Annotated in this window: 23 protein-coding genes; 11 read left to right on the top strand and 12 right to left on the bottom strand. The window is 43.0% G+C overall.

Going from position 1 to position 24,774, the window contains the following annotated elements; all coding sequences use genetic code 11:
• Positions 1–2: 2 nt before the first annotated feature.
• The 6 genes from JKJ11_RS17425 to JKJ11_RS17400 form a co-directional block, all read right to left on the bottom strand.
• The gene (locus JKJ11_RS17425; RefSeq protein ID WP_006070554.1) at positions 3–1,070 is read right to left on the bottom strand and encodes an ABC transporter substrate-binding protein; all 1,068 of its coding nucleotides are present in this window, start codon (positions 1,068–1,070) and stop codon (positions 3–5) included.
• 90 nt (positions 1,071–1,160) lie between these two features.
• Complete coding sequence (locus JKJ11_RS17420) at positions 1,161–1,868, bottom strand: COG3650 family protein (protein WP_038222075.1); 708 nt, start codon at positions 1,866–1,868, stop codon at positions 1,161–1,163.
• Between the two features lie 102 nt (positions 1,869–1,970).
• Positions 1,971–2,585 carry a LysE family translocator gene (locus JKJ11_RS17415; protein ID WP_006070556.1) on the bottom strand — a complete coding sequence of 205 codons (615 nt, stop codon included), beginning with the start codon at positions 2,583–2,585 and terminating at the stop codon, positions 1,971–1,973.
• Positions 2,586–2,708: 123 nt separating this feature from the next.
• Positions 2,709–3,623, bottom strand: a complete 915-nt coding sequence (locus JKJ11_RS17410) for a LysR family transcriptional regulator (protein WP_252039626.1) — start codon at positions 3,621–3,623, stop codon at positions 2,709–2,711.
• A 33-nt stretch (positions 3,624–3,656) separates the two neighbouring features.
• On the bottom strand, positions 3,657–5,060 hold the full coding sequence (locus JKJ11_RS17405; RefSeq protein WP_006070558.1) for a sensor domain-containing diguanylate cyclase: 1,404 nt from the start codon (positions 5,058–5,060) through the stop codon (positions 3,657–3,659).
• A 157-nt stretch (positions 5,061–5,217) separates the two neighbouring features.
• A complete protein-coding gene (locus JKJ11_RS17400; protein WP_198558758.1) occupies positions 5,218–5,913 on the bottom strand; it encodes an aspartate/glutamate racemase family protein in 696 nt (231 codons plus the stop codon).
• A 306-nt stretch (positions 5,914–6,219) separates the two neighbouring features.
• Here JKJ11_RS17400 and JKJ11_RS17395 point away from each other — a divergent pair, with 306 nt between their 5' ends.
• The 4 genes from JKJ11_RS17395 to JKJ11_RS17380 all read left to right on the top strand — a co-directional run bounded on the left by JKJ11_RS17395 (position 6,220) and on the right by JKJ11_RS17380 (position 12,013).
• Positions 6,220–8,091, top strand: coding sequence for a methyl-accepting chemotaxis protein (locus tag JKJ11_RS17395; RefSeq protein WP_006070560.1), 1,872 nt, complete (start codon positions 6,220–6,222; stop codon positions 8,089–8,091).
• 728 nt (positions 8,092–8,819) lie between these two features.
• Entirely contained in the window at positions 8,820–10,250 is a 1,431-nt protein-coding gene (locus JKJ11_RS17390; RefSeq protein WP_038222077.1) for a sodium-dependent transporter, read from the top strand.
• Between the two features lie 128 nt (positions 10,251–10,378).
• On the top strand, positions 10,379–11,002 hold the full coding sequence (locus JKJ11_RS17385) for a 3'-5' exonuclease (protein WP_006070562.1): 624 nt from the start codon (positions 10,379–10,381) through the stop codon (positions 11,000–11,002).
• Between the two features lie 108 nt (positions 11,003–11,110).
• Complete coding sequence (locus JKJ11_RS17380) at positions 11,111–12,013, top strand: DMT family transporter (RefSeq protein WP_171389527.1); 903 nt, start codon at positions 11,111–11,113, stop codon at positions 12,011–12,013.
• An 11-nt stretch (positions 12,014–12,024) separates the two neighbouring features.
• Here JKJ11_RS17380 and JKJ11_RS17375 read toward each other — a convergent pair whose 3' ends face one another.
• The 5 genes from JKJ11_RS17375 to JKJ11_RS17355 form a co-directional block, all read right to left on the bottom strand.
• On the bottom strand, positions 12,025–12,828 hold the full coding sequence (locus tag JKJ11_RS17375) for a CSS-motif domain-containing protein (protein ID WP_252039625.1): 804 nt from the start codon (positions 12,826–12,828) through the stop codon (positions 12,025–12,027).
• Entirely contained in the window at positions 12,770–13,546 is a 777-nt protein-coding gene (locus tag JKJ11_RS17370; RefSeq protein WP_006069013.1) for a CSS-motif domain-containing protein, read from the bottom strand. The genes JKJ11_RS17375 and JKJ11_RS17370 overlap by 59 nt, the downstream gene beginning before the upstream one ends.
• Positions 13,547–13,644: 98 nt before the next feature.
• Complete coding sequence (locus JKJ11_RS17365; protein WP_006069014.1) at positions 13,645–14,163, bottom strand: MerR family transcriptional regulator; 519 nt, start codon at positions 14,161–14,163, stop codon at positions 13,645–13,647.
• Between the two features lie 2 nt (positions 14,164–14,165).
• Positions 14,166–15,071, bottom strand: coding sequence for a DMT family transporter (locus tag JKJ11_RS17360; RefSeq protein WP_252039624.1), 906 nt, complete (start codon positions 15,069–15,071; stop codon positions 14,166–14,168).
• Between the two features lie 89 nt (positions 15,072–15,160).
• Positions 15,161–16,483: a PTS sugar transporter subunit IIC gene (locus JKJ11_RS17355; protein WP_038221529.1), complete on the bottom strand. Its 1,323-nt coding sequence runs from the start codon at positions 16,481–16,483 to the stop codon at positions 15,161–15,163.
• Positions 16,484–16,849: 366 nt separating this feature from the next.
• Here JKJ11_RS17355 and JKJ11_RS17350 point away from each other — a divergent pair, with 366 nt between their 5' ends.
• The 4 genes from JKJ11_RS17350 to JKJ11_RS17335 all read left to right on the top strand — a co-directional run bounded on the left by JKJ11_RS17350 (position 16,850) and on the right by JKJ11_RS17335 (position 20,246).
• Positions 16,850–17,155: a PTS sugar transporter subunit IIB gene (locus tag JKJ11_RS17350; RefSeq protein ID WP_006069017.1), complete on the top strand. Its 306-nt coding sequence runs from the start codon at positions 16,850–16,852 to the stop codon at positions 17,153–17,155.
• Positions 17,156–17,237: 82 nt separating this feature from the next.
• On the top strand, positions 17,238–18,566 hold the full coding sequence (locus JKJ11_RS17345) for a PTS sugar transporter subunit IIC (RefSeq protein WP_006069018.1): 1,329 nt from the start codon (positions 17,238–17,240) through the stop codon (positions 18,564–18,566).
• 106 nt (positions 18,567–18,672) lie between these two features.
• The gene (chbA, locus tag JKJ11_RS17340) at positions 18,673–18,990 is read left to right on the top strand and encodes a PTS N,N'-diacetylchitobiose transporter subunit IIA (RefSeq protein WP_006069019.1); all 318 of its coding nucleotides are present in this window, start codon (positions 18,673–18,675) and stop codon (positions 18,988–18,990) included.
• A gap of 299 nt (positions 18,991–19,289) precedes the next feature.
• On the top strand, positions 19,290–20,246 hold the full coding sequence (locus JKJ11_RS17335; RefSeq protein WP_006069020.1) for a LacI family DNA-binding transcriptional regulator: 957 nt from the start codon (positions 19,290–19,292) through the stop codon (positions 20,244–20,246).
• A gap of 69 nt (positions 20,247–20,315) precedes the next feature.
• Here the strand turns inward: JKJ11_RS17335 and JKJ11_RS17330 are convergent, their stop codons facing one another.
• Positions 20,316–21,110, bottom strand: coding sequence for an AraC family transcriptional regulator (locus JKJ11_RS17330; RefSeq protein WP_006069021.1), 795 nt, complete (start codon positions 21,108–21,110; stop codon positions 20,316–20,318).
• 99 nt (positions 21,111–21,209) lie between these two features.
• On the opposite strand from JKJ11_RS17330, the gene JKJ11_RS17325 reads away from it, so the two are divergent.
• From JKJ11_RS17325 to JKJ11_RS17315, 3 genes are all read left to right on the top strand, one after another.
• The gene (locus tag JKJ11_RS17325) at positions 21,210–22,124 is read left to right on the top strand and encodes a DMT family transporter (RefSeq protein ID WP_252039623.1); all 915 of its coding nucleotides are present in this window, start codon (positions 21,210–21,212) and stop codon (positions 22,122–22,124) included.
• Positions 22,125–22,212: 88 nt separating this feature from the next.
• Positions 22,213–22,698, top strand: a complete 486-nt coding sequence (locus tag JKJ11_RS17320) for an acyl-CoA thioesterase (protein WP_006069023.1) — start codon at positions 22,213–22,215, stop codon at positions 22,696–22,698.
• A 206-nt stretch (positions 22,699–22,904) separates the two neighbouring features.
• Positions 22,905–24,695 carry an alpha-amylase family protein gene (locus JKJ11_RS17315; protein ID WP_252039622.1) on the top strand — a complete coding sequence of 597 codons (1,791 nt, stop codon included), beginning with the start codon at positions 22,905–22,907 and terminating at the stop codon, positions 24,693–24,695.
• The last annotated feature ends 79 nt before the right edge of the window (positions 24,696–24,774 follow it).

The following is a 24,774-nucleotide window of genomic DNA, read 5'->3' as shown; positions in this document are numbered from 1 at the left end:
CGTCACCTCAAATCTTCTACTATCCGCTGTCTTAACCGCAGACCAATATCGCTGACTGGCCGATAGATATAACTACGCTCGATTAAATCAGGTGCTGGATTGATGATGGGGTCGTTTAGGTACTCTTGACTCAGGTAGGGAGTTACGTTGAGGTTAGGCGACGAAAACCAAGATTCTTCGGCATTCAAAGCTGCGACCTCAGGAGAAGATAAGTAATCGATAGCTTCGCTCGTTGCTTTGCTCACAGGTTTACCTGCGGGAACAGCAAGGCATTCAAGCCATACCACAGTACCTTCTTCAGGAACCACATATTTCCACTGAACTTCGTCAGAATTGCTCAATTGGTTTAACACATAGTCATCACCAGAAAAGCCAAATGCCATGTAAACATTATCAAGCTTTTTCGGCTCTTGGATCGCTTCTAAAATATACTGCGTAGAGCTTAAAAAAGGTCGCTGCTGCTCCAGCAGTTGGTAGGCATGTTGAAGCTTTTCCTCATCATCTGAAAAAGGGTCATGTTTAAGAAACAGCATCGCTGCACCAATAAGATCGATAGGGTGATAGTACATGGAGATCTTATTTTGAAGAGCTTTGTCAGGCATCAACAATGATGCCCAAGATGTCACAGGATTTTGGATCTTGTCACTACGGTACAAAATACCACTGGTTCCCCATGAGTAAGGGATGCCATATTCGCCACACGCCTCCAACCAACGTTTTTCAAATCTATCGGCTATTTGATTTTGAATAGAGCTTATATTTTGTATAGCTCCCTGTTTCGCTAACATCTGTAAACGTACACTTTCAACGACGACCAAATCAATGGTTCGCCCTCTTTCACTAAGGAGCAGTTCATCACGCACCGCTTCGTCAGAAAAGAAGAACTCTTCAATGGCAACGTTATGCTTTGATTTAAGGTCATTTTTGACCGTTGGAGAGAGGTAGGCTTCCCAATTGTATAGGTGAACGGTATTACTGCTATGCTCCGCAAAAGCAGGCGCAATCATAACAAGAGCAGATAGTACTACTTGTTTAATCACGACCTCTTTTGGCAGAACTTGTCGTTGCATCTGCTAGTCCTTTAGCTTTTACTAACATAATCAGACTAGGACATAGTGTCGATGAATGCGATGCAAACCCTATCTCATTAGTGAGAATGGTTACTTTTGAGTGCTATCCTTCTCTTTTGGGATTGGTAGCGTTTCTAGCTCAGACTCACCCGTCACCATGTTGATTTTAAACAGGTATAAGTTTTCCGGGTCACCATAATGTCTAAAAGTAAATTGGTAACTATGAGCAGGGTAGAAAATGGGAAGCTCTTCGACCATAGCGATACCATAGCCGTCTTGAACCACAATCTCTTGAACCTCAAGAGTTTGCTCTGCTGTTTGTTTCTCACGCTCTCGACTGTACTCGGGTGCAACAGAAGGATTTGTCGGATAGGCTTGTCCATCAAAGCTCATCGTTCTCAGTGAACCATTACTCCAAACGTAAAAGTCTTTCCAACCATTTGTTGTTCGGTCTGAAACGAGAATAGGCTTTCGTGTCACCGTCATTCTGGTAATTACGTCACCCGATGAAGAGAATAGGTAGGCCGTGCAACCGCCAGAACCACAAAAATAAGGATCCTGCATAAGAACAAGCAATTCATCATTGCCATCGTTATTCAGGTCAGTAGCTCCAGCTACGTATTTATAGTCTTTCTCATCAGGATCGAGTTGCTCTGGCTGAAGAATGTCTTCATTCACTAAGCGGTCAACATTCTCCAATGTAAACACACTTGGTCTAGGTTCCTCTGAAGCACTATGAAGACAACCAGTAAGGCCGATCACTAAGGAGCAGAGAATCAATAGCTTTTTTAATTTCAAAATACAGTCTCAAGATAGTCCGTTATTTCCTAAGTGTAAGAAGTTAAATGGCATCTCTCAAGCTAATGATTCTACTATCTTAGTATGGCTCGAATCTTAGAATCACAAAGTATAAACGACGCGAACAGCCAAGAGTATTAAGACAACACCCGACAACTGGTCAATAATTTTCGCTTTCGACTTCAATGAATCTAACAACCTTGGCGATGACAACATAAAGGTAATGAGTGTGTACCAAAGGCCATCGATAATCAGAGGTGTCGCGACAATAATAGCTTTATCTGAGACTTCACTTCCTATCGCTACAAACTGGCTAAATAGTGCAGTAAAGAATAATGCGATTTTCGGGCTCAAAAGTGAGATGAACAACCCTTCCTTTGCCGCTGATGCTACCGATACCTGTTTGCCCGACTCAAGGCGCTCGACAATTCCACCTTTTGAACGAATAGCATTGAATCCTAGCCACGCAAGATAGAGTGCGCCGAGCAATGATATTGTTTTAAAAACAATCGGGAATTGATGCAGCAACACCGACAAACCAAGAACCGTTACCAGTGCATAAACTCCAATTCCGCATGCATGTGCCCATGCTGTTGCCAGTCCATGATTCCTTCCCCCAGCTAAACTGTGTTTTGCGACAATAGCGAGACTAGGGCCTGGGGACATCGCCCCAAGAAGACAGATTGCAACTAAAGATAACCAAACAGTAAAAGTCATAACAGCTCCTCAAATAACTGGAGCCACTTTATCACCGCAACATTATGATTTGAAATCACCATTTCTCATCATCGCAATGAAATCAGATCATAACCATCATATAAGTACTATTCACCTACTAGGTTACCTAACCGAATACATCGAACTGCGCATGATGGACAACACATGCTCTCTAGTCCAAATGTGCGCGGGCTCATGGTCATATTTAGGGTGCCATATCAGCCAATACTTATGAGTAGGTACAGTAAACGGAATATCAATAACATGTAATTTTTGGGTCTTTTTGAGATTCACCGCGATATGGAGTGGGACGGTCAACAATGCGTCTGTTTGTTGCAATAGCGCAAAGGCTGAAGAGAAAAAAGGCGTTGAAACTAGAATTCTTCGCTTTAAGCTCCGCACCTTCATTTCTCTATCAAGGAAACTATCCTTATCTCCACCACCCGAGATTCGAATGTGTGGATACGCGCCCAATTCCTGCTCTGTAATTGTTTTAGTACCAGATAATGGGTGGTTCTTGCGAGTCACGATGACTGGAATATCCTCCCCTATTTGTTGAGAACTCAAACCTAAAGGTGCTTCTGGCAACATAGTGGATGCCAATTGAACATCGATTTCACTGAGTTTAGCTAGGTTGTCTGGTTCCCATAATCGGTAGGCAAACTGCATCGTTGGAGCCAAAGACGACAACAGCTCAACGAGCTCCGGAAGTATATATTGAGCCACATAGTCAGAAGAAGAAAACGTGAACGTTTGATCGAACAGTAGTGGATCAAAGTCCGCTTGTCCTAACACCTTGGTAATGTTTTGGAATAAGTCTTCAAGCTCCGCTCCTAATCGCTCAGCACGCGGGGTCAAAACATAATGGTTGCCGTTTCTTACCAACAAAGGATCGTGATAGATATCGCGCAATTGACTAAGCTGACGGCTTACGGCGGATTGAGTCAAGTTAAGCCTTTCAGCCGCGCGACTCACGTGCTTCTCAGCTAACAACACTTCTAGGGTATAGAGAAGATTGAGGTTGGTTTTTTGATTCATTTACTTCGACATCTATTCGTAAAAGAGGTGTCATCACTTGTCTATCGTGGACATTCTCTTAGCCTGTGAGGATATTAGCTCTACCACAGCGCGGTTTTTCCCCTGCTTTTTAGCAACATACATAAGTCTATCAGCTTCATATAGTGTCTCACACTCCGACGCATCTTCGTACACCGCACAGCCAACACTCACTGTAACTGGTTGACAGCAGATATCCTTAACGTCTAACTCTCTGATAGAGCGACAGATATTTTGTGACAGTTGATAAGAATATTCAAATCCTTGATATACATAGACCAACGCAAATTCCTCGCCACCAATACGCGCGATGACACAATCACTTTTGAGTAACGACCGTATAGAGTTCGCAACAGACTTGATCACTTTGTCACCTTGAACATGGCCAAATGTATCGTTGATTTTCTTAAAATCATCAATATCGATAACGATGATCGCAAGATAACCACCAGTATGTCGATACTTCTCGAGTTTTTCTAAAAAATAGCGGCGATTACTTAAACCGGTTAATGCATCGGTTTCAGACAGCACCTTTAATTCTCTATTAGCGTTGGCCAGTTCATTGGTTCTAGTATTTACGGTATAGCGTAGCAAGAGTATATAAATAAACACACCGAGTATGATCATAATGCCAATTATTGGTAATAGATGTTCTGGATAAACAGTCTCTATATGCATCCATCGGCTGAGTATACGCTGGCGTTCATCAACACTGATTTTACTGAAATTAGGGATCAAAACATCAAGCATTGCTGCTTTGTTCTTGGCCACAGCAAAATACAATGCTCCGGAATAAAGATGTTTGACACCGATAAATTCACTTGTGTTCGACGACGTATATAGATAGTAATTCGCAACCTGAAGATCAGCGACAAAAGCACGTATCTGGTGAGAAAAAGCCGCTTGCAATAACTTGGAATTATTATCGAACAAGGTTAATTCAACATTCGGGTAGTTGGTCTGTAAAAACTCAACTTCATAGCTTCCAGAAACTACGCCTACCTTATAATTGTGTCCTCCCATCAAGAACGAATTAACATTAAAAGACTGCAAACTACTATGAAAATAAAGTTGGGTGTCGATTTCAAATATTTCACTACCATACTCAAGGTAATTAGCGCGCGTTTTAGACCACAGTAACCCCGCATGAACATCGGCTTGATTGGTTTTGACTAGATCTAGCGACGATTGCCAATCAACCAACCTAAACTGTACTTCAACACCGTTTTCAACCCCGTAAGCGCGCCAGTAGTCAATGAGGATGCCTGCTGGTTGATTGTTTTCATCAAGATAAGAGTATGGTTTCCATGCTTTCGAATTCGAGATTATAAGAGTATCGGGGCCGCGCTCAATGGCCACAGCACTGTTCGTAAACAGTATCAACGTAACCAGAACAAACACGACTTTGGGAAAGAACACAATTGCCTCTAAGATAAACAGCCAACAAGAATGTTATTTATAGTCGCAAAATTCGTGACTTTCCCCTCAAATATTTTAAAGCACGATCAAAATCTCATTATATATATGGAACACCATTCACTTTTATTAGGTCCTGTCGTGCTCTTAATATTTCTGCCTACTTGTTTAAAGCAAAATCAACAGCAGCTTCACTGTGAATCTGCGTAGTGTCGTATAAAGGAATATTTGTGTGTTCTTGCTTCACTAGCATCGCGATTTCGGTACATCCGAGAATAATCGCTTGTGCCCCATTGTTTCTTAGATCTTCAATGATCGTTAAGTAACCTTGACGCGAGATATCACGCACCTCCCCTTTTACTAACTCATTGTAGATAACTTCATGAACCAGCGCTCGTTGCTCTTGGTTGGGCACAACTACTTCAATATCGTATTTCTGTTCGAGACGCCCTTTGTAAAAGCTCTGTTCCATTGTGAATGCTGTACCCAAAAGGCCTACCTTTGTAATCCCGTCATACGTCAAACGTTCTGCTGTGGCATCAGCAATATGCAACAGAGGAATGGATATAACACTTTCAATTTCTGACGAAACTTTATGCATAGTGTTGGTGCATATCAATAAACAGTCGGCACCCGCCGCTTCGATACACTTGGCAGATTCACTCAAGCATCTAGCCGCAGCGTCCCAATCCCCCTGACGTTGTAGGCTCTCTATTTCCGCAAAATCGACACTATATAAAGCGACTTTAGCAGAGTGGAAACCACCTAGTTCTCGCTTAACACCTTCATTGATTGCCTTATAGTAGTTAGCTGTAGACTCCCAGCTCATTCCGCCTAATAAGCCTATTGTTTTCATATCACCATCCTATTAATACGACACTTTCTATCAAACTAGGTAAAAACTAGCCGTTCTGTCATAACTGTACCTTCGTTGTATCATAAATGTCTCAAATCATTACAGAACAATCTGCTTACCCTCTCTATATTAGAACGCCGACCAGTCATTTTTAATGACATAACTACTAAAGTAATGCTGCTTGCCACCGATAACATTTAAAGTTATACAAGACACTGTTCTTATTAACCCTAAAAATAATCATAATTATCAAATCAGTACTGGCTAGCCAATCGGCTATAGGTTTAAGCCAATCTAGGACGTAGTATGAAATTTAGTCACAAAATCGTTTCGGCCTCAGCAGCCTTGTTGCTCGTGACCGTTTCCACTCTCGGAATTACCCAACTTGTTACCGTTCGCTCTGAGTTGCAAAGCCATATTGACGGCAGTATTCATGAGCTTATTACCGGTGTTAAAAACACCATTAATTATGATCTAAACTCCAAGCGCGATTTAGCGAGTGCCGTCACTGAATCACTAGAAATTGCGCCCACTGAGAATGACTATGTCAACAACGTCATAACAACACCGACACTTAAATCCAGTTTCCAAGCAGTTGGTGTTGGATACGAAAACGACGGTTCCCTAGTAAGTAATGATGGATGGGTGCCAGATGCTTCTTATGATTCAAGGTCACGTCCTTGGTATCAAGAAGCTAAGTCGTCGGGAAACACTATCATTACCGATCCTTACGTAGACTCCTCGACAAAGAACGTCATTATTTCTCTGGGTTCACCACTTAATGATGAAACTGGGCGTTTCATTGGTAGCGTAGTATTCGATGTAACCCTAACAACACTCGCAGATCTGGTAAACCAAACCAATTTATTTAACGCTGGCTATTTATTCGTAGTCACAGATAAAGGCATGACTATCGCGCACCCAAACAGTAGTTTAAACGGAGAGCCAATCAGCAAGTTCTTGCCAGGTATTACACTCTCTGAGGGTGTTCAAGAATTAAAACTTGATGGTAAGGACTATCAGGTTAATCTGGTTCAAGTACCGGAGGAGCACTGGTATGTTGGTGCGATTATCGATAAAGACATCGCTTTCTCTGCAATTGGCGAACTACGAAATCAGTCAATTTTCTTCATTTTGACGGGTCTAGTTGTTAGTGTCATTGCACTAACGTTACTCATTCGTTTCCTTATGCGCCCATTGAACGACCTCAATACAGCGATTCAAGACGTAGCGAATGGAGACGGCGATTTGACCCATCGTTTGGATACAGATACCGACGAGGAGTTTGCCGAACTAGCAAAAGGATTTAACACCTTTACTGCAAATCTTCAGCAACAGATCATTCAATCTAAAGAGATCTCCACCAAGATTCTTACCCTGACTCAACAAACAACTGAAGGCTCAAAGCACTCGGCAATAGCAATGAATACCCAGTTGCAAGAATTGGAACAACTTGCTACGGCGATGAATGAAATGGCAAGTACCTCCGCTGAAGTTGCAAACAATGCTCAAGGAGCAGCCAGTGCCGCTCAAGCAGCAGACAATGCAACACAGGAAGGCTCTGCTGTTGTTTTAGACACAACATCAGCTATCACCAACCTTTCACACAGTATTGAAGATGCAGTAGTTGAAGTTCAAGGCCTTGAGACGGCAACAGATAACATTGAAACCATACTTAAAGTCATCAACGACATTGCCGACCAGACTAATCTACTAGCACTCAATGCGGCTATTGAAGCTGCTCGTGCTGGTGAATCTGGTCGTGGATTTGCTGTTGTCGCCGATGAAGTTCGCACGCTTGCACAACGTACTCAAGAATCAACGACAGAGATTCGTAGTATGATAGAGCAACTGCAAAGTGGAGCGCATTCTGTTTCTAGCGCTATGACTCAGAGTAAAGAGAGTGCTAGCCTTGCTGTTGAAAGAGCACAAAGTGCAAATGATGCGTTGGAACGTATCCGCCAATCTATAGCGCAGATTTCTGACATGAATATGCAAATTGCTGCGGCTGCTGAAGAGCAAAGCTTAGTTGCAGAGGAGATCAATGCCAACACCATCAAGATTAAAGATCTTAGTGAACAGGTTTCCGATTCGGCTAACAATGCGAACACAGCAATGACCGAGCAGTTTAGTAATGTTCACCAACAAGAGAACATACTCAATCGATTCAAAGTATAACGTCTTTTGATGTCAACCAAGCTCTGCCAATTTGGCGGAGCTTTTTTTATCCCTGATGAAAATTGACTCACCAACAACCACAACGCCCTAATGAGTTCTTGGTTATATTACCGCCCAGCAACATCAATCGAAGCAATAACCTATTTTTTCAACTAAACTAAACATAATTATCTATAAAATTTCCACTTAGCCAGTTCAAACAACGAATGAACTGCAAACTATAATTTACATTAACTACAATAAGCTTTATAAAGCCCCGCTATTGACAAGACGATTTCCACATAAAAACTTTGCTTAATTATGCGTTATGTAAGCCACTTGTATTGCATTTTTAGTCAAAACAACCTGATTTTTTGCCGAATTGTTAATAGGTAATTCTGCAATATAATATCCTACGATCTCCTAAAGTGGTGCTAGAAATATGGTTAGCGTCAGAACAAATCCCTACTTTATGCAATGGAGTGATTATTCTAATTCAATAAATAGCGCTATCGAGTCAAGAAAATTTAGAAAATAAAATGACGAACGTTTAAAAAATCAGCAGTTGACAACAATTTGATGACAAAAGTTAGAAAAAAACACTTTTTAGACTTCCAACTCCAATCATAAACTGGTTTACTTGTCACTGATAAAGCGCCTCCACAAATTTTAGAAAGTGTATAAAAATAAATACACAAACTTTTCGGCGCCAAAGTTACGGACAAACACAACAGATTATCGGAGTTATCGTGGCAACGAGTAATACAAACACAGCACCCCGCGACAATTGGGGTTCGAAGCTAGGCTTCGTAATGGCCGCTGCAGGTTCTGCAGTTGGTCTTGGTAATATTTGGAAATTCCCTTACACAGCAGGTGAAAATGGCGGTGGTGCATTCATCGTTATCTATCTTGCATTCGTAATTTTCATTGGCTTTAGCGTAATGTTAACTGAGTTCGCGGTTGGTCGTAAGACTGGTCGTAGTGCAGTAGGTGCGTTTAAGTCGACAGACGGTCGTTGGACTTTCGTAGGTGTCATCGGCGTACTAAGTGGTCTACTTATTATGGGTTTCTACCCTGTTGTAGGTGGCTGGGCTCTAGCGTACGTTCAAAAAGTATCTACTGGTCTTCTAAGTAACCCTGAAGCTATCGGCGATAGTTTCGGTGGTTTCATCACTAACCCAATTCAACCATTGATGTGGATGGGTATCTACTTGCTAATGAACGTAATCATCGTTAGCCGCGGTATTTCTGGCGGTATCGAAAAAGCAGGTAAGATCCTAATGCCAATCCTATTCCTGATTCTCATCATTGTTTCAGTGAAAGGTTTGTCTCTACCAGGTGCAATGGCGGGTATTGAGTTCCTGTTTAGCCCTGACTTCTCTAAAGTAGACAGTGGTGTTGTACTTGCAGCACTTGGCCAAGCATTCTTCTCTCTAAGTTTAGGTATGGGCTGTATGATTACATACGGTAGCTACCTGAAGAAGAAAGAGAACCTTGTTCAAACTACAGGTATGGTTACGGCAATGGACACTGGTGTTGCAATCCTAGCGGGTATCGCAATGTTCCCTGCAATGTTTGCTCTAGGTATGGAGCCAGCAGCTGGTCCTGGTCTAGTCTTCGTTGTTGTACCTCAGCTATTCGCAGAAATGGGCGGTGTTGGTCTAATCTTCGCACTACTATTCTTCGTAGGTCTAACTGTTGCAGCACTAACGTCTTCGGTATCTCTACTAGAAGTAGTTGTGTCTTACCTAATCGATGAGAAAGGCTTCAAGCGTACTACAGCAGTACTCTCTGCAGCTGCAGTAATGGCGGTACTATGTATCTTTGCTTCTCTATCTCTAGGTGGCGTTGGTCCAACATTGTTTGACACTGGTGCATTCGACATCTTCGACCTAATGACAGATAAGATCTTCCTAGCTGTTGGCGGTATGTTGGTGTGTATCTTCGCAGGTTGGAGACTAAGCCGCGAAGAACTTGAGAAAGAAATCACTAACGACGGTGAAGTGAAATTCCCACTATTCGGTCTTTGGTACAACCTAGTTAAGTTCGTAATTCCTGTAGCAGTAGCAATCGTTGCGTTTGCGGGAATCTCAAGCGGCTTCGACAGTGGTAAAGGTCCAATCATGTTGATGGGTATCGGTATCATTGCTCTAACAGGTATTCTTTCGAAGAAACTGTAAGACTTAAACCTTATTGAAAAAGAGGAATCCTAGGATTCCTCTTTTTTTGTTTAACTCTCCTTGTTTAATGTTCCCCTTCCTGCCACTTCACGTTAGACTTTGCGCCCTACCCAAATAACGAGATTATAATGATGCTTTCATCTGCCAAATCTGTCGTAGTACTCGACTTTGAGACCACTGGTCTTTCACCAAATCAAGGAGACAGGGCTATTGAAATTGGTGCAGTTAAGCTAGAAAACGGCACCGTAGTCGATAGGTTTCAATCTCTCATGAATCCGGGATTTCGTGTCAGTGGATTCATCGAAAATTACACTGGCATCAGTAATGCAATGCTGGCTAACGCGCCAAGCTGTAAAGACGTGATGGGTGAGTTTTCAACTTTCATAAAAAACAGTAATCTCGTTGCTCACAATGCTTCGTTCGATAAGCGATTTCTGGATGCAGAGCTAGAACTCATCAACGAAAGTTACACGGGGGAATTTGCCTGTTCTCTTCTAGTCTCAAGACGTTTAAATCAGGAAGCTCACTCCCACAAACTCGGCGACTTAGTGGCTTATCATAATATTGCTAATGATGGCGTCTTTCACCGTGCTTTAGCCGATGCAGAAGTGACAGCATCACTATGGTTGCTCCTCGTTGATTCATTGACTGAGAGATTCAAGATCAATGATCCTAGTTTTGCTTTAATGCAAAGACTGTCCAAACAACCGAAAGCATCGATAGCTCAGTTCTTAACAAAACAAGCAGTGTAATTGTTTAGACATAGGTCATTTTCTATATAAAAATCAAATCGTAGTGTGAAATGCTCCTCACTATGTTATGTATAACGTTAGTGTCATTTTTCTTAGCCAGAGTCTCAAATGAATTCAAGTTTCGACCAATTAGTACCCGTTGGTGTTCGTTATATGGTGCTCTCCGCACTTGGCTTCGCCTTGATGTCGGCGTCAGTAAAATACGTCAGTACTTATGGAATACCTGTCTTTGAGATTGTGGCAGCTCGTGCCCTTGTCTCATTGATACTCAGCTATGTTGATGTGAAAAGGAAAGGTATCTCGATCTGGGGTAACAATAAAAAGCTGTTGTTTGCTCGTGGAGTCATGGGGTCGCTTGCCTTAATTTGTGTCTACTATGCCGTGACGACCCTTCCATTAGCTGAAGCAACAATATTACAATACATTCACCCTGTTTTTACCGCGCTACTTGCCTTCTTATTCTTGAAAGAGCGTGTGCAATTTTCGACCTTTATTTGTATTTTGCTGAGTTTGTTAGGTCTATACACCATGGTCAGTCCTACATTGGGTGCTAACAGTACCGAGCATTTACCCTTATTCAGTGTTGGTGTGGCCTTACTTGGCGCATTAGGGAGCTCTATCGCTTATGTTATTGTGAGAAAACTAAGCCAAACTGAAGATAGTTCAGTTATTATTTTCTACTTCCCTCTCGTTGCACTCCCTTTATCGCTATTACTGATCGGTGACAACTTTGTGATACCCGATATGCACCTTACGGTTATGCTCATACTCGTAGGGATCTTCACCCAAATAGGACAACTTGGGTTGACTAAGGCAATGCAGACACAAGCAGCAGGTAAAGCATCCGCTTATTCCTACATTCAAATAGTGTTCTCGATATTGCTAGGTCTTGTTCTGTTTAACGAGCTGCCATCGATATGGACTTACTTAGGCGGTGCACTCATTGTTTTAGGTGCGCTAATCAATGTCTTTGGGAAAAATCTGCGATTGCCTTTCTTACGCTCTCGCTAGAATTAAGGTTGCTAGGCTTGGCTTCGGTTATCCCGAAACGACTGGTTTAGCAACCAAACTGAAGACCATAGAATGGCAACTGCGATAATTGAACGTAACCAATAGATCAACATACGTTTTATCAAGGTATGATAAGCCGAATAAACGATTATTGAATATGAATAACGTGAAGAACTAACCTCAAACTTCATCTCATTGACATCAGGCTCAACCGGGTTCCTAGAGTAAGTGGAGTTGAGGTCACCATCCAACCTAAAGGCGTAGTTAGCGTAAGGCAGTGTTGGCTCCAACCAATACCCTACTAAGCGTCGTGGGTTCACGTAAGCAAAGAACCGTTTATCACCATCATCGATATCAACAACCAGCGATGTTTCCGGAAAATAACTGGTTAACAACGACCAACCAATGAATACATCGGTATTTGATTCGCCACGCCAATACTTTTGATGCAACGAAGTCTTGCCAAACATACTGCATACAAAAGCACCATCATCAGACTCACGGATATATCCGACTGCTCGAATTCGTTCATTTTCGTAAGCTAGGTTGGCATAGTCGTGCATCAGTGAGTCTGGACATGATTCATCGTAGGGCACTTGTCTGATGACCGAGACAACTTCATCGATGCGTTTATCGACACTGAGTACCGAGCTCTGAGCGCTTGTTTTTATCTCATTTGAGATATGTAAATAAGCTAAACCACCACTAAGAAGTAAGGCAAGGACCAACACGTAAGCTGTCTTTGCCCATGGGAAGTTATAGGTGTTCATAGGCATCTTGGTCGCTACGTAGTCTTGAATAGATATCAACGGCAAAAACAGCACCAAAGACGATAAACCCGAGTACTGATAAACGTATGAAGAAGGTTTTAATTCTGTTGGTCAACAATCCCATAGTCTTAGTCACTTTGATCTCAAACGGATAACGTTCAGAAGCTAGCGAGGTAGACAGCTCTTTTCCGGAAAAAGCACTTTGATTTCGGTCTAGCAAGACATTGGATGACTTTGGGAAAGACATGGTAATGCGTGCATCATTATTGTAAGGCTCAATCCACCATCCTAGGATGACCCTAGGGTTAATAGTACCAATCACAATTTGATCACCACGATAAACCGCTAGAGCGAACGAGAGGTCACGACGAAACTCTGTTACATGAAGACGAGCAAACAGTACGTCCCCTTCTTGTCTCGCGTCCCAAAATGCTTCATCAATAAGCCGTTCGTGAGCACCAAAATTACTACAATAATTGGGGTCGTCATTTACTGTGTTGGCAATCACAATTCCCCGTATCCCAGTGCTATTAAATACGTGGTGAGCCAGCGCAGTTTGAACGTCAGAGGTGCAGGTTTCAGCAATAGGTATGGCACGTAACTCAGACTCTATCTTAGATAGATGGTCGTCGATTCGACCAACAACTTGTTCAGCATCACAACTCAACTCCTCTCGAAAGGTCATCATTTGATAGACGCAACCGATGAGCAAGGTGTAGAGAAAAATCAGAGAAAGGTTCTGCCAAGTCCGTCTGGTTACCATATGTATCAACAGGAAGTATATTAAGACAAGAAATCATAACACTCGATAAATATAAGTTTCTTTATCTCAACTCAATATTGTGTCTTCAGATTTCTCAGCTACCGAGAATTTTTGCGAATTTCTGCTATCTCATCACAACTAATATTCAAAGATTCGAGAAATTCTTGGTGCGCATCTGGCTGCATTCTTTCAAACTGTCGATGCCAATTCGCCATATCTTCTTCGTTAAAACCGGAGTGTTTCATGATCTCAACCCACTGTGTTTTATTCATGGAATTGGTCTCCAACAAATTAGGCTCTTCTAACGCAGTGAGAATCGCTTTCTGTTGGCTTCGCAATGCCTCTATTTCTCTTTCCAGTGCATTGAACTGGTCTCTCAAGGTCTGCTCTTGTATTTGATCTCCTTGCCTATCGAGCAAAGAACTTATTTCTTGAATTGGTAGCCCGAAAGAGCGATATGCGAGGATACTCTTAAGCCTTGAGACCTGTTTCTCTCCATACCAGCGGTACCCATTGCCTGCACGATGAGCAGGAAATAAAAGACCTGCGCGTTCGTAGTAGAGGATAGTAGTTCTCGATATCTTACATTCTCGCGCTAGCTGAGTAACGGTTAACATTTTTACTTATTCCTGTTTGTGAATAATTTTGGAACACATACGCTCAGAAAGAGCAGAACAACACCGATTATCGCTAGTTGGTTTGGTGTTTCTGAAAATAGTAGATAACCAATACCCATAGCGTAAATAATTTTCACGTATTCGACATTGGAAACCACGTTTGCTGCTCCATATTTATAAGCGCTCACGCCAAACCATTGAGCGATTGATGAAATAACACCGACACTAACCAAAAGCAGTAACTCATTCCAACTTGGCCATACCCAATCGAAAGTGGATGGAACCAACGCCAAAATACCTACGAATAACGCTTGGTATGCCAAAAGAGCGAGTTTAGATTCAAGTTGCGCAATCCGTCGAACACATATCGCCGCAGTCGCCGCTCCCATCGACGCCACTAAACCTAAAACTATATAACCCAGCGACGTATCATCAAAACTAGGTTGTACGATCAACATGACTCCGGAAAATCCTAATATCAGCGTCAATATGCGGCTCATAGAAAGCGTTTCACGTAGAAATAGCCTCGCTAGTAAGGCAACAAACAATACTTGTGTGAAACCAAGTGCAGTCGCATTCGCTAGCGGGATTGTGCTCACCACGACAAAGCCAATAGAGAGAGCAGTAAACGCACCTAGAATTCGAAAAGTATGCAGTTTCAAATGGGTTGGTTGCCTTAAACTGGCAAAGTTAATAACAATAGCTGGCATAAGCAATGTCAAAAACACTAACTGGCGAAACAGTAAAATTTGAAACACGCCTATCGAGTCACTGAGTAGGCGAACGATAACGCCAACAACAGTAAAAAGTGCTGTAGACACTAACGCCAATGCGATTCCTTTCGTCGTCGGAGACCATTGAGTTGTGACCTTGTACCAGAATGATTGTGTGGGAAAATTTATAGACATGAGCGCCCTCTTACTAATAAGAGCACGAAGCCTAAACCCTATACCAGTAGACGGGTCAATCTAGTCGCTGAAAGAACTTAACATTAGAACTATTGTACTTCTCTGCGGCGCTGCATTCTTTCAGCGCGCTCCGCTTCTTGCTCTACCAAGATTTTTTCATGTGCCTTGAAAAATGGTAGATAGATAAAATACGAGTTAAGCATAGCGAAGCCGACCATAAGAGCATTCACCACGCTACCATTGGCTGCCCACGCTGCTCCTATTGGCGCCGGTACTGACCAAGGAATCATCAATACCACTCGGTCCAATATCTCTGCTGAGGTGAGAAACCACGCCAAGGTGGCATTGATCATAGGCACCATTACAAACGGCACCAAGAACAGGGGATTCATAATGATTGGGAAGCCAAAAAGAATCGGTTCGTTGATATTAAATATCGCTGGAATTGCGCCCACTTTACCAACCGACTTCAATTGATTTGACCGACTCTTAATCGCCAAATAAACCAATGGCAAGGTTGAACCAACGCCGCCCACTAACAAGAAAAAGTCCCAAAAAGCAGGCAGATAAATATGTGGTAGCACCGCCTCACCAGCTTCTAATGCCGTTTGATTTTCGAGGAGATTCGACATCCAAAATGGATTCATAATCCCGGTTATGATTAATGCTCCATGGATGCCCATAAACCACAGCAACTGACAAATTAAAATTGATACCAGTACAGCCACTAAACTGTCTGACGCAAGCACTAAGGGCCTAAAAAGCTCTTCAATCAACTGAGGGAAATGCACACCAAACTGAGCTTCCAACGCAACGTTAAAGGTTGAAATGGTGCTTAGCACCACGAATATTGGGATCATCAGTTTGAAGCTTTGAATCGTAAGGATGGGCACATCTTCAGGCATCTTGATATACCACCCTTTTCGAATAAACAACCTGACCACTTCAATAGAGTAAATACTCGCGATTAGCGCAGTAAATAACCCAGACCCGCCGAGATATCTGACGTCCTCCTGTCCATTCAGATAGAAACCAGCCAACATCAGAAAGGCCATACAACCCGTCAATCCCGAGAGTCGTTCAGGTAGTTGATAACTTTTTGCCAAACTTGCTGAGACACCAAACGACACAATGAGCCCTACAACTCCAAGAGTTAATTGATAGGTAGGCAATAGAATAGGTCTTAAGGTGTAAGACATGTTCAGCCAAGCGACTGACATCCATGACTCTGGGTTGGCAAACGGAGGGAAAATAATCGGGACAAACATGCATCCGACAAAAATAAACGGCATCGCCAACTGGAAACCATCACGCATTGCCATCAAATGCTGACTACGCATAAGCAATTTAGCAATGGGGTTCATGAACTGCTCTACCTGATTGGCAAACAGTCTCATTACAGAGTGGTTCATCTTAGTTACCGAGTGTCGAGATCCGGGCAAGAATAACCTAATACTCAATAGTGCGGAAACTTCGCATCCAAATCTGATGACTTCAGCACACTTTTCGACTCATGGTCGCCGTAAATACATTCAAAAACAGCTCTAACCCTCCCCGCTATTTCAGATGTTCATAACGTTTTAAGGTCAGCATAGTTTTGTTTCACATGTTGTTTCCAGACCACCGACAGTTCGTTAACTGAGTCACGAAAAATCCACCTTACAGAGATTTTCTAGTGATCGTTTTCACACTTAACTGGAAATCATTTGGAAACCGGTTTCCAAATGATTTCCAGAACGGCATAGTAAAAAGGAATTCAAGATTCTGGAGAACGAAAAATGAAAAAAATTATGCTTTGCTGCTCTGCCGGTATGTCTACTTCTCTTCTAGTTAAAAAGATGGAAGCCTCAGCTCAAGAACGTGGTATCGCTGCTGAAATTAAGGCGTTCGGCGCAAGCGAATTTGATGTGCAAGTTGGCAACTACGAAGTAGTTCTACTTGGCCCTCAAGTTAAATACATGCAAGCAGATTTCCAAAAGAAAGCGGATGCGCACGGCATCAAAGTTGAGCCAATCAACATGATGGATTACGGCATGCAGAAGGGCGACAAAGTTCTTGATTTTGCTCTAGAACTAATCGGCTAGTTTTCTGGCTCGGTGTCCCCCCTGTAGTCACATTTCGACACCGAGCTTTCTTATTCTTTAATATCCAAACGAGATCTACGACATGGGCGCTATGTACGACAAAATGGTCAACGTTATCGAGCAAAAGGTGACTCCTATTGCTGGTAAAATTGGCCAACAAAAATACATCACTTCTATCCGCGACGGTTTTATCGCGGCACTACCTTTTATGATTGTTGGTTCATTCATGTTGGTGTTTATATTCCCTCCGTTTTCAGCGGAAACAACTTGGGGATTCGCACGAGCATGGCTAGATTTTTCTGATACTTACCGTGAACAACTCATGCTGCCATTCAACCTAAGTATGGGCATAATGACGATATTCATATCTGTGGGCATCGCATCAAGCTTGGCACGTCATCACGATCTAGATCCTGTTACAACGGGCCTACTTTCATTGATGAGCTTCCTTTTAGTGGCTGCGCCAGTGCAAGACGGCATGCTTTCTATGCAGTACTTCTCAGGCCAAGGTATCTTTACCGCGATTATCACAGCACTGTACTCAACGGAAGTATATGCTTACCTAAAACGCAACAACATCACTATTAAACTTCCACCAGAAGTACCTACAGGTGTTGCTCGTTCATTCGAAATCCTAATCCCAGTGTTAGCCATCATCATGACCCTGCACCCATTGAATCTTTTCATTGAAGCACAAACCGGCATGATCATTCCTGAAGCAATCATGGCATTAGTACAGCCTCTAGTATCAGCTTCAGATACGCTACCAGCCGTACTTCTTGCAGTACTAGTGTGTCAAATCCTTTGGTTTGCAGGCATCCACGGCGCGCTAATCGTTACTGGTATTATGAACCCATTCTGGATGGCTAACCTTTCAGTAAACCAAGCAGCAATGGCAGCTGGTGAAGCTATCCCACATATCTTTGTTCAAGGTTTCTGGGATCACTACCTACTAATTGGCGGTGTAGGCTCTACCCTTCCACTTGCTTTCCTACTACTACGTAGTAAAGCCGTTCACCTTCGTACTATCGGTAAAATGGGTGCAGTTCCAGGTATGTTCAACATTAACGAACCTATCCTATTCGGTGCACCGATCATCATGAATCCAGTGTTCTTCCTACCATTCATTTTGGTTCCTATGGTTAACGCAACATTAGGTTGGTTCGCTCTTGATTGGGGATTAGTTGAGCGCGTTGTTTCTCTAACACCTTGGACAACTCCAGGTCCTATCGGTGCTTCATGGGCAGCTAACTGGGCATTCAGTCCTGTCATCATGTGCTTCATCTGTATGGCTATGTCAGCAATGATGTACCTGCCATTCCTGAAAGCATACGAAAAGCAACTTCTTGAGCAAGAAGCTGCGGAAGAGAAAAAACAACAAGAAGCTGCAGGTCAACCTGTAACGGCTTAAACCCCAAATTACATAAATTAAATGTCGCCCCTCAGTCTTAGTTGGGGATAAGCATGGGGCGACACCTATCTTTGAGATAGAACCATTAAGAATTAAGAGGTACAAAATGGAACCAATGGATTTAGAAGAACAAGTAATGGGCATCATCATCAACGCTGGTCAATCGCGCAGCCTATGTTACGAAGCACTTCGTCATGCTAAAAACGGCGAGTTTGAAGAAGCAGAAGGCCTGATGAAAGAAGCACAAGAATTTGCAAACCAAGCACACCTTGTTCAAACACAGCTTATCGAAGCGGATGAAGGTACGGGAAAAATGAAGATGACTTTGGTGATGGTTCATGCACAAGACCACTTAATGACATCTATGCTAGCAAAAGAACTCGTCGCTGAAATGATCGAACTACACAAGCGCACCGCGAAATAAGCAAGTAAACTCATTTTACTTTTTTCATAGTTGTCGACCATGCAGGGAACGAGTCAGAGGGAAGGTGTTGTATAGGAGCATCTTTTAAAATTGGTCGTAGCAGCTCTCATGTGCTCCTACCCTTTTGGGAGCTGCTTTTTTCAACAACTTACTGCTTTTACTTGTTTTCCTCGGTTTTATAATACACTTCTACCTTCATCAAGCTTGAGCTACGTACCAGTAAAAGAGTACAATATTGGAAATTTTGGGAAACGGTTTCCCAACTTCAGAAACCCTGCAAATGAAATAAGGTTGTTTTCATGGCTACTATCACAGACGTATCTTTGCTAGCAAACGTGTCGAAAGCCACGGTTTCGCGCGTGATGAGTGGTAGTCGCGGTGTTAAGCCCGAGAGTCGTGAAGCCGTTCTGCGTGCCGCAGAAGAGCTGAACTACCGCCCAAATGCTGCAGCGCAAACACTGGCCAATCAGCGCTCTGATTACATCGGTGTTATTCTTTCTTCAACGGATGCTGGCCAAGTGTCTACCTACCTCCCGTTATTGGCGAAATCGCTGAAAGCCAAAGGTAAACACATGCTTGTACAGTTTGCCGAAACGCCTGCTGAACAAGTGCGTATCGTCGAAGATCTAAACCAAAGGCATTGTGATGCAATTATCTCTCTGGGGGGAACGGTCGAAGAGTTAAAGAACGACAACATTATTGCCATAGACAGTTTGGCTGATCCGTCTCACTCTATTGGCTATGATTATAAATTTGCTTCAGAAAGCGCTTGTCGTTTCCTATCTAGTAAAGGCCATTCAAGCATCGCCATTGTCGTAGACGATGAAAGTTACGCCTCAAATCAGGTCATAGAGGGTTATAAGACGTCACTGCAAAACTCTGCAATGCCAGTTAATCGTCAACTGATTGTGACCGCTAATGGCAACAGCGAGCAAGCTATCATGTCATTACTTAATAGCTATCATCCATTTACTGCATTGGTTGTAATGCGCGATAGCCAAGCTGCAGTAGCAATGAACCTATTTAGAGATTTTAACTTGGCAACGCCACAAGAGGTATCCATCGTCTCGTTAGAAGACTCTCAACTGGCGAGTCAACTAAATCCGCCTCTGACCTGCATTAGCTACCCATCACAGCAAATCGTTGATTTTGCCATGGAGCAATTGGACGCCATTTTAGATGATAAACCAATGACTCCAAAACCGCTTATCACTGGTCGCCTTGTCACGCGAGATTCCGTCACTAATCGCAGCTAGTACAAGTAATTTAGAAAAAGGAGTGTGTTACATACTCCTTTTTTAGTTCTACTTCACCACAATCTTCAATCAACTTTGCAATAACTTGTTTTTGTATTGTTCTGGTGTTTGACCTGAGTATTTCTTGAACATCGCAATAAAAGGGCTTGCTTGGTTGTAACCGAGTGTGAAAGCCACTTCCTTAACAGAGTGCCCTCCTCGTAGTAAATCCATTGAATACAAATAACGAACTCGCAAACGCCATTCTGTAAAACTCATTCCGAGTTCGCTTTGACAATAACGAGCGAGAGTTCTCTCAGTTGTATGTACCCTACTCGCCCATTCATTCAAGCTAATATCGTTAGTAGGCTCTTCCTCAATCGCCGCCAATATCGGTGCTAAATATTTGTTATTACTAGAGGGCAAAAAGTGATGTTGTTCTTGTTGGTCACTTAGCTGATCTAAAAGCACCTGTACTAATCGTTTGTCTTTTTCGGACTCGGCCACATTTATACTTCGATGGCGAAAATCCTCAATAATCGACGAAACAATCGGCGTCACTTTAATTAGGCTGGTCTTTTCCGGGAAGGTCGACGTCAGCTCATGAGCAATATTAAGAGAGCAGTACTCCAATGGTTTGCGGTTGTAACTGCAATGCATCACTCCGGCTGGTACCCAAATGGCAAGATGGGGCGGCGCGAGAAAGCGCGTATCTTGCGCCTCCATTTCCAATATGCCACCGCTAATCAACTGAATCTGCCCCCAAGGGTGGCAATGTACTCTCGTCTCAGTATTGGAAAGAAACGCGTCGAAGTTCATGAAAACGTCCGACGGCATTTTATCAATAGAAAGAGAGGGATGGAGGTTACGTGACTTTTTTTTCAACTTGTCTTCCTATCGCGCCTAATGTCTGAATGGAGATATTTATAATTATAACGACCTGTCACACTATACATCAATTCACAAAACGCGACGAGGCTCACAATGGTTTACTTACTACCTTTCCTAACCGTACTCATCTGGGGTGGGAATGCCATTGTTAATAAGATCGCCGCGTCGACTATCGAACCAAGCGCGATGAGTTTTTATCGCTGGGCTCTCGCTATGTTAGTCATGACACCGTTTTGCTTACCAAAGTTAAAACGCTATTGGCCTGAAATTCGTCGCAACAGTGGCAAACTCGCTTTTCTTGCGTTACTTGGAATGGTGCTTAACCAATCGTTAGGCTACTACGCAGCGTTGACAACCTCTGCTTCCAACATGGCGCTGATCACCTCTTTAGTGCCGCTTATCAGTGTGTTCATGTCAGTCCCTTTACTTGGTAAAAAAATCTCCATGCTCAGTATTGCTGGCGGCGTGATTTCTTTAGCAGGGCTTGCCTTCATGCTAGGTCAAGGCGACGTTGCTTTCTTCATGCATCAAACCGTAGCTCAGGGCGACTTGTTGATGGTTCTCGCCGCTTTTGTTTACGCTACATACTGCGTACTGTTGAAACGATGGAAAATGCAGTTGTCTAGCTGGATGCTAATTTATACACAAGGTGTGTTTGCCGTCATAATGCTATTTCCTCTCTTGCTTACTAGCGAGACAATTATGCCAACGTCAGCATCTCTGCCACTAATCGCCTACGCAGGTTTATTGGCCTCGCTGATTGCACCACTATGCTGGGTTAAAGCGATTGACTTAATTGGAGCAGACAACAGCGCAATGTTTATGAATTTGCTACCTGTCATTGCGGTTGCACTCGCTGCAGCCCTATTAGGCGAAACTATCACTCAATTCCACGTCATTGGTGGGTTAATGGTGATATCTGGGGTAATTCTATCTCAAGTGAAAGTGAGACGTCGTAAATCGACAACTGATACCGTGGAGCAAAACCTGACCATAGATAAACAATAAACTCTAGCGGGTGCACAATCTCTGTAGCCTACTGTTAACAATTTTGTCATACTCAGCGAAGCCCAAATAACAATAAGGACATGTTCAAATGAGTCGTGGCAAAAGAGATATCACCCTTCGTTTTCTTGCTGAACCTGGCGATGTAAACTTTGGCGGGAAAGTGCACGGTGGTGCGGTAATGAAATGGATCGACTTGGCCGCTTATGCCTGTTCGGCAGCTTGGAGTGGTAAATACTGTATTACCGCTTATGCTGGCGGAATTCGATTTGTTCAACCGATTCACGTCGGTAACCTTGTGGAAGTCAGCGCTAAAGTCATTTACACAGGACGCTCTTCAATGCACATCGCCATTGATGTGCAAGCAAGCGATCCCAAAGAACTTAAAAATCGTCTCACCACACACTGCATCGTCATCATGGTCGCCGTCGATGAAGATGGAAAACCAACTTCAGTTCCTGAATGGATTCCTGAAACCGACGAAGACATCAAACTACGTGAGTCAGCAATCAGACTGATGAATATGCGCAAAGAGATTGGCGAGGAGATGGAAGCGCACGTTAAGTACCTTAAATAGCGTTTATAAAAGCCGACAGCCCAACACATCGCCCCAACGGATGCAGATAATGTGTTAACCATTATCTGCTTTTGTCACACAACTCACATCTACGCCCCTATTTTAAACCTAAAAGGATGAGTTTTTTGTCTCAGCCTTACTCTACACTCTCATCATATAATAGATTTTTTCTATATCCAGACCTCTACTTTGACTGTGAGATGAGTATGAACCACAAAACTAAAATCCATCTTTATCAAATTTTCACAAGACTCTATGGCAATAAAAACTCAAATAACAAACCATGGGGTACTATCGAAGAAAACGGCGTGGGTAAATTCAGCGATATCACCCCAACCGCGCTAAACTCAATTCGAGATCTCGGCATGACCCATGTTTGGTATACCGGCATACCGCATCATGCATTGGTCGCAGACTACACTGAGTTTGGCATCTCAAACGATCACCCTTCTGTTGTAAAAGGTAGAGCTGGCTCTCCCTACGCAGTAAAGGACTATTACTCGGTTAATCCTGATCTAGCCGATGACCCTAGCAAACGTAATCAAGAGTTTCAGTCTTTGATCCAAAGGACACATGAAGCAGGCTTGAAGGTTATTATCGATATTGTGCCCAATCACGTGGCGAGACACTACCAAGGTTTAAATAATCCAGTTGGAATCCGTGATTTTGGTGCTGATGATGACGTGAGCGTAGAATACGCGGTAGATAACAACTTCTACTATATTCCAGGTAAAGCCTTCCAACTTCCCGATATTCCACAGCACCTTCAACCACTTGGTGGTGAAGAGCATCGTTTGCTAAGAGAACCATATCAAGAGCTTCCTGCTAAGTGGACCGGAAATGGCTCTCGACTCGCCAAACCAAATGCAGACGATTGGTACGAAACCATAAAAGTTAACTATGGTGTTCGTCCTGATGGCAGCAAAGACTTTCCGGAACTACCACAAACTTATCGCCACAAGTCATGCCAAGCACATTTTGAGTTTTGGCAAGATAAGCGCGTACCAAACTCATGGATAAAGTTCCGTGACATCGCACTTTACTGGCTATCACAGGGTATCGATGGATTTAGATATGATATGGCCGAAATGGTGCCCGTAGAATTCTGGAGCTATATGAATTCATCAATCAAAAAGGTCAATCCAGATGCCTTTTTAGTTGCAGAAGTGTATCAACCGCATTTATATCGAGATTATATTCAGCTGGGCAAGATGGATGCCCTCTATGACAAAGTGGACCTTTACGACTCTTTGAAAGATATCATTCAGGGGCGTGGCAATACTCAAAACATCACTCGAATTCAAGAAGAACTGAACGATATAGAACCCCACATGCTTCACTTCTTAGACAATCACGACGAGCAGCGTATACCTTGCAGCGAGTTTGCTTCCAATGCCCAGGCTGCTCTGCCTGCCATGGTGCTCTCCGCGACGATTAGCAATGCTCCAACAATGATCTATTTTGGTCAAGAAGTTGGAGAAGCTGGTGCAGAGTATGCCGGTTTTGGACAACCAACTCGAACCTCTATCTTCGACTATATCGGTGTTCCAACCCATCAGCGTTGGATGAATGGCGGCGAATTTGATGGAGGGCAATCATCTTCGGATGAATTGGCGTTGCGTCAGTTTTATCAAAAACTAATGAACATTGCGCTGACCTGCCCAGCCTTAACGGGGGCCATGCAACCATTAAAAATAGATGAGGATAAAACGCACGGCAGTTTAGCTAGCAAACTTTACGGTTATGCTCGATACACTCAAAAAGAACATGCTCTTATCCTATTAAACTTCGATTCAACGCACAGCACTATACAGCCAATCACGCTACCTACTGAGGTCGTTACTACATTGACGCTGGCTGATGGACATTATGTCTATCAGGATTTATTAAACTCCAATGTTCAGTTTGAGGTTGAAATTAAAAATGGTGAAGGACATATCTCACAACCATTAAAACCACTCACATCACATATTTTGCAGCTCGCAGACATTAGGTAATTTTGAGCCCCAAACACAAAAGTGTATAAGCTCCAACCTTCGCGTTGGAGCTTTTTTATTGGCAACCACTCAAATCACA

It is taken from the genome of Vibrio sp. SCSIO 43133 (assembly GCF_023716845.1).
Lineage (GTDB): Bacteria > Pseudomonadota > Gammaproteobacteria > Enterobacterales > Vibrionaceae > Vibrio > Vibrio mediterranei.
This window is presented reverse-complemented; position numbering and strand designations above follow the sequence as displayed.

Bases quoted from the DNA above. Each gene is read 5' to 3' on its own strand.
- JKJ11_RS17385 (WP_006070562.1), top strand. From the start codon at position 10,379: ATGATGCTTTCATCTGCCAAATCTGTCGTAGTACTCGACTTTGAGACC.
- JKJ11_RS17425 (WP_006070554.1), bottom strand. From the start codon at position 1,070: ATGCAACGACAAGTTCTGCCAAAAGAGGTCGTGATTAAACAAGTAGTA.
- chbA (WP_006069019.1), top strand. From the start codon at position 18,673: ATGGAACCAATGGATTTAGAAGAACAAGTAATGGGCATCATCATCAAC.
- JKJ11_RS17395 (WP_006070560.1), top strand. From the start codon at position 6,220: ATGAAATTTAGTCACAAAATCGTTTCGGCCTCAGCAGCCTTGTTGCTC.
- JKJ11_RS17355 (WP_038221529.1), bottom strand. From the start codon at position 16,483: ATGAACCACTCTGTAATGAGACTGTTTGCCAATCAGGTAGAGCAGTTC.
- JKJ11_RS17370 (WP_006069013.1), bottom strand. From the start codon at position 13,546: ATGGTAACCAGACGGACTTGGCAGAACCTTTCTCTGATTTTTCTCTAC.
- JKJ11_RS17325 (WP_252039623.1), top strand. From the start codon at position 21,210: ATGGTTTACTTACTACCTTTCCTAACCGTACTCATCTGGGGTGGGAAT.
- JKJ11_RS17400 (WP_198558758.1), bottom strand. From the start codon at position 5,913: ATGAAAACAATAGGCTTATTAGGCGGAATGAGCTGGGAGTCTACAGCT.
- JKJ11_RS17380 (WP_171389527.1), top strand. From the start codon at position 11,111: ATGAATTCAAGTTTCGACCAATTAGTACCCGTTGGTGTTCGTTATATG.
- JKJ11_RS17320 (WP_006069023.1), top strand. From the start codon at position 22,213: ATGAGTCGTGGCAAAAGAGATATCACCCTTCGTTTTCTTGCTGAACCT.
- JKJ11_RS17345 (WP_006069018.1), top strand. From the start codon at position 17,238: ATGGGCGCTATGTACGACAAAATGGTCAACGTTATCGAGCAAAAGGTG.
- JKJ11_RS17360 (WP_252039624.1), bottom strand. From the start codon at position 15,071: ATGTCTATAAATTTTCCCACACAATCATTCTGGTACAAGGTCACAACT.
- JKJ11_RS17365 (WP_006069014.1), bottom strand. From the start codon at position 14,163: ATGTTAACCGTTACTCAGCTAGCGCGAGAATGTAAGATATCGAGAACT.
- JKJ11_RS17410 (WP_252039626.1), bottom strand. From the start codon at position 3,623: ATGAATCAAAAAACCAACCTCAATCTTCTCTATACCCTAGAAGTGTTG.
- JKJ11_RS17335 (WP_006069020.1), top strand. From the start codon at position 19,290: ATGGCTACTATCACAGACGTATCTTTGCTAGCAAACGTGTCGAAAGCC.
- JKJ11_RS17350 (WP_006069017.1), top strand. From the start codon at position 16,850: ATGAAAAAAATTATGCTTTGCTGCTCTGCCGGTATGTCTACTTCTCTT.
- JKJ11_RS17415 (WP_006070556.1), bottom strand. From the start codon at position 2,585: ATGACTTTTACTGTTTGGTTATCTTTAGTTGCAATCTGTCTTCTTGGG.
- JKJ11_RS17315 (WP_252039622.1), top strand. From the start codon at position 22,905: ATGAACCACAAAACTAAAATCCATCTTTATCAAATTTTCACAAGACTC.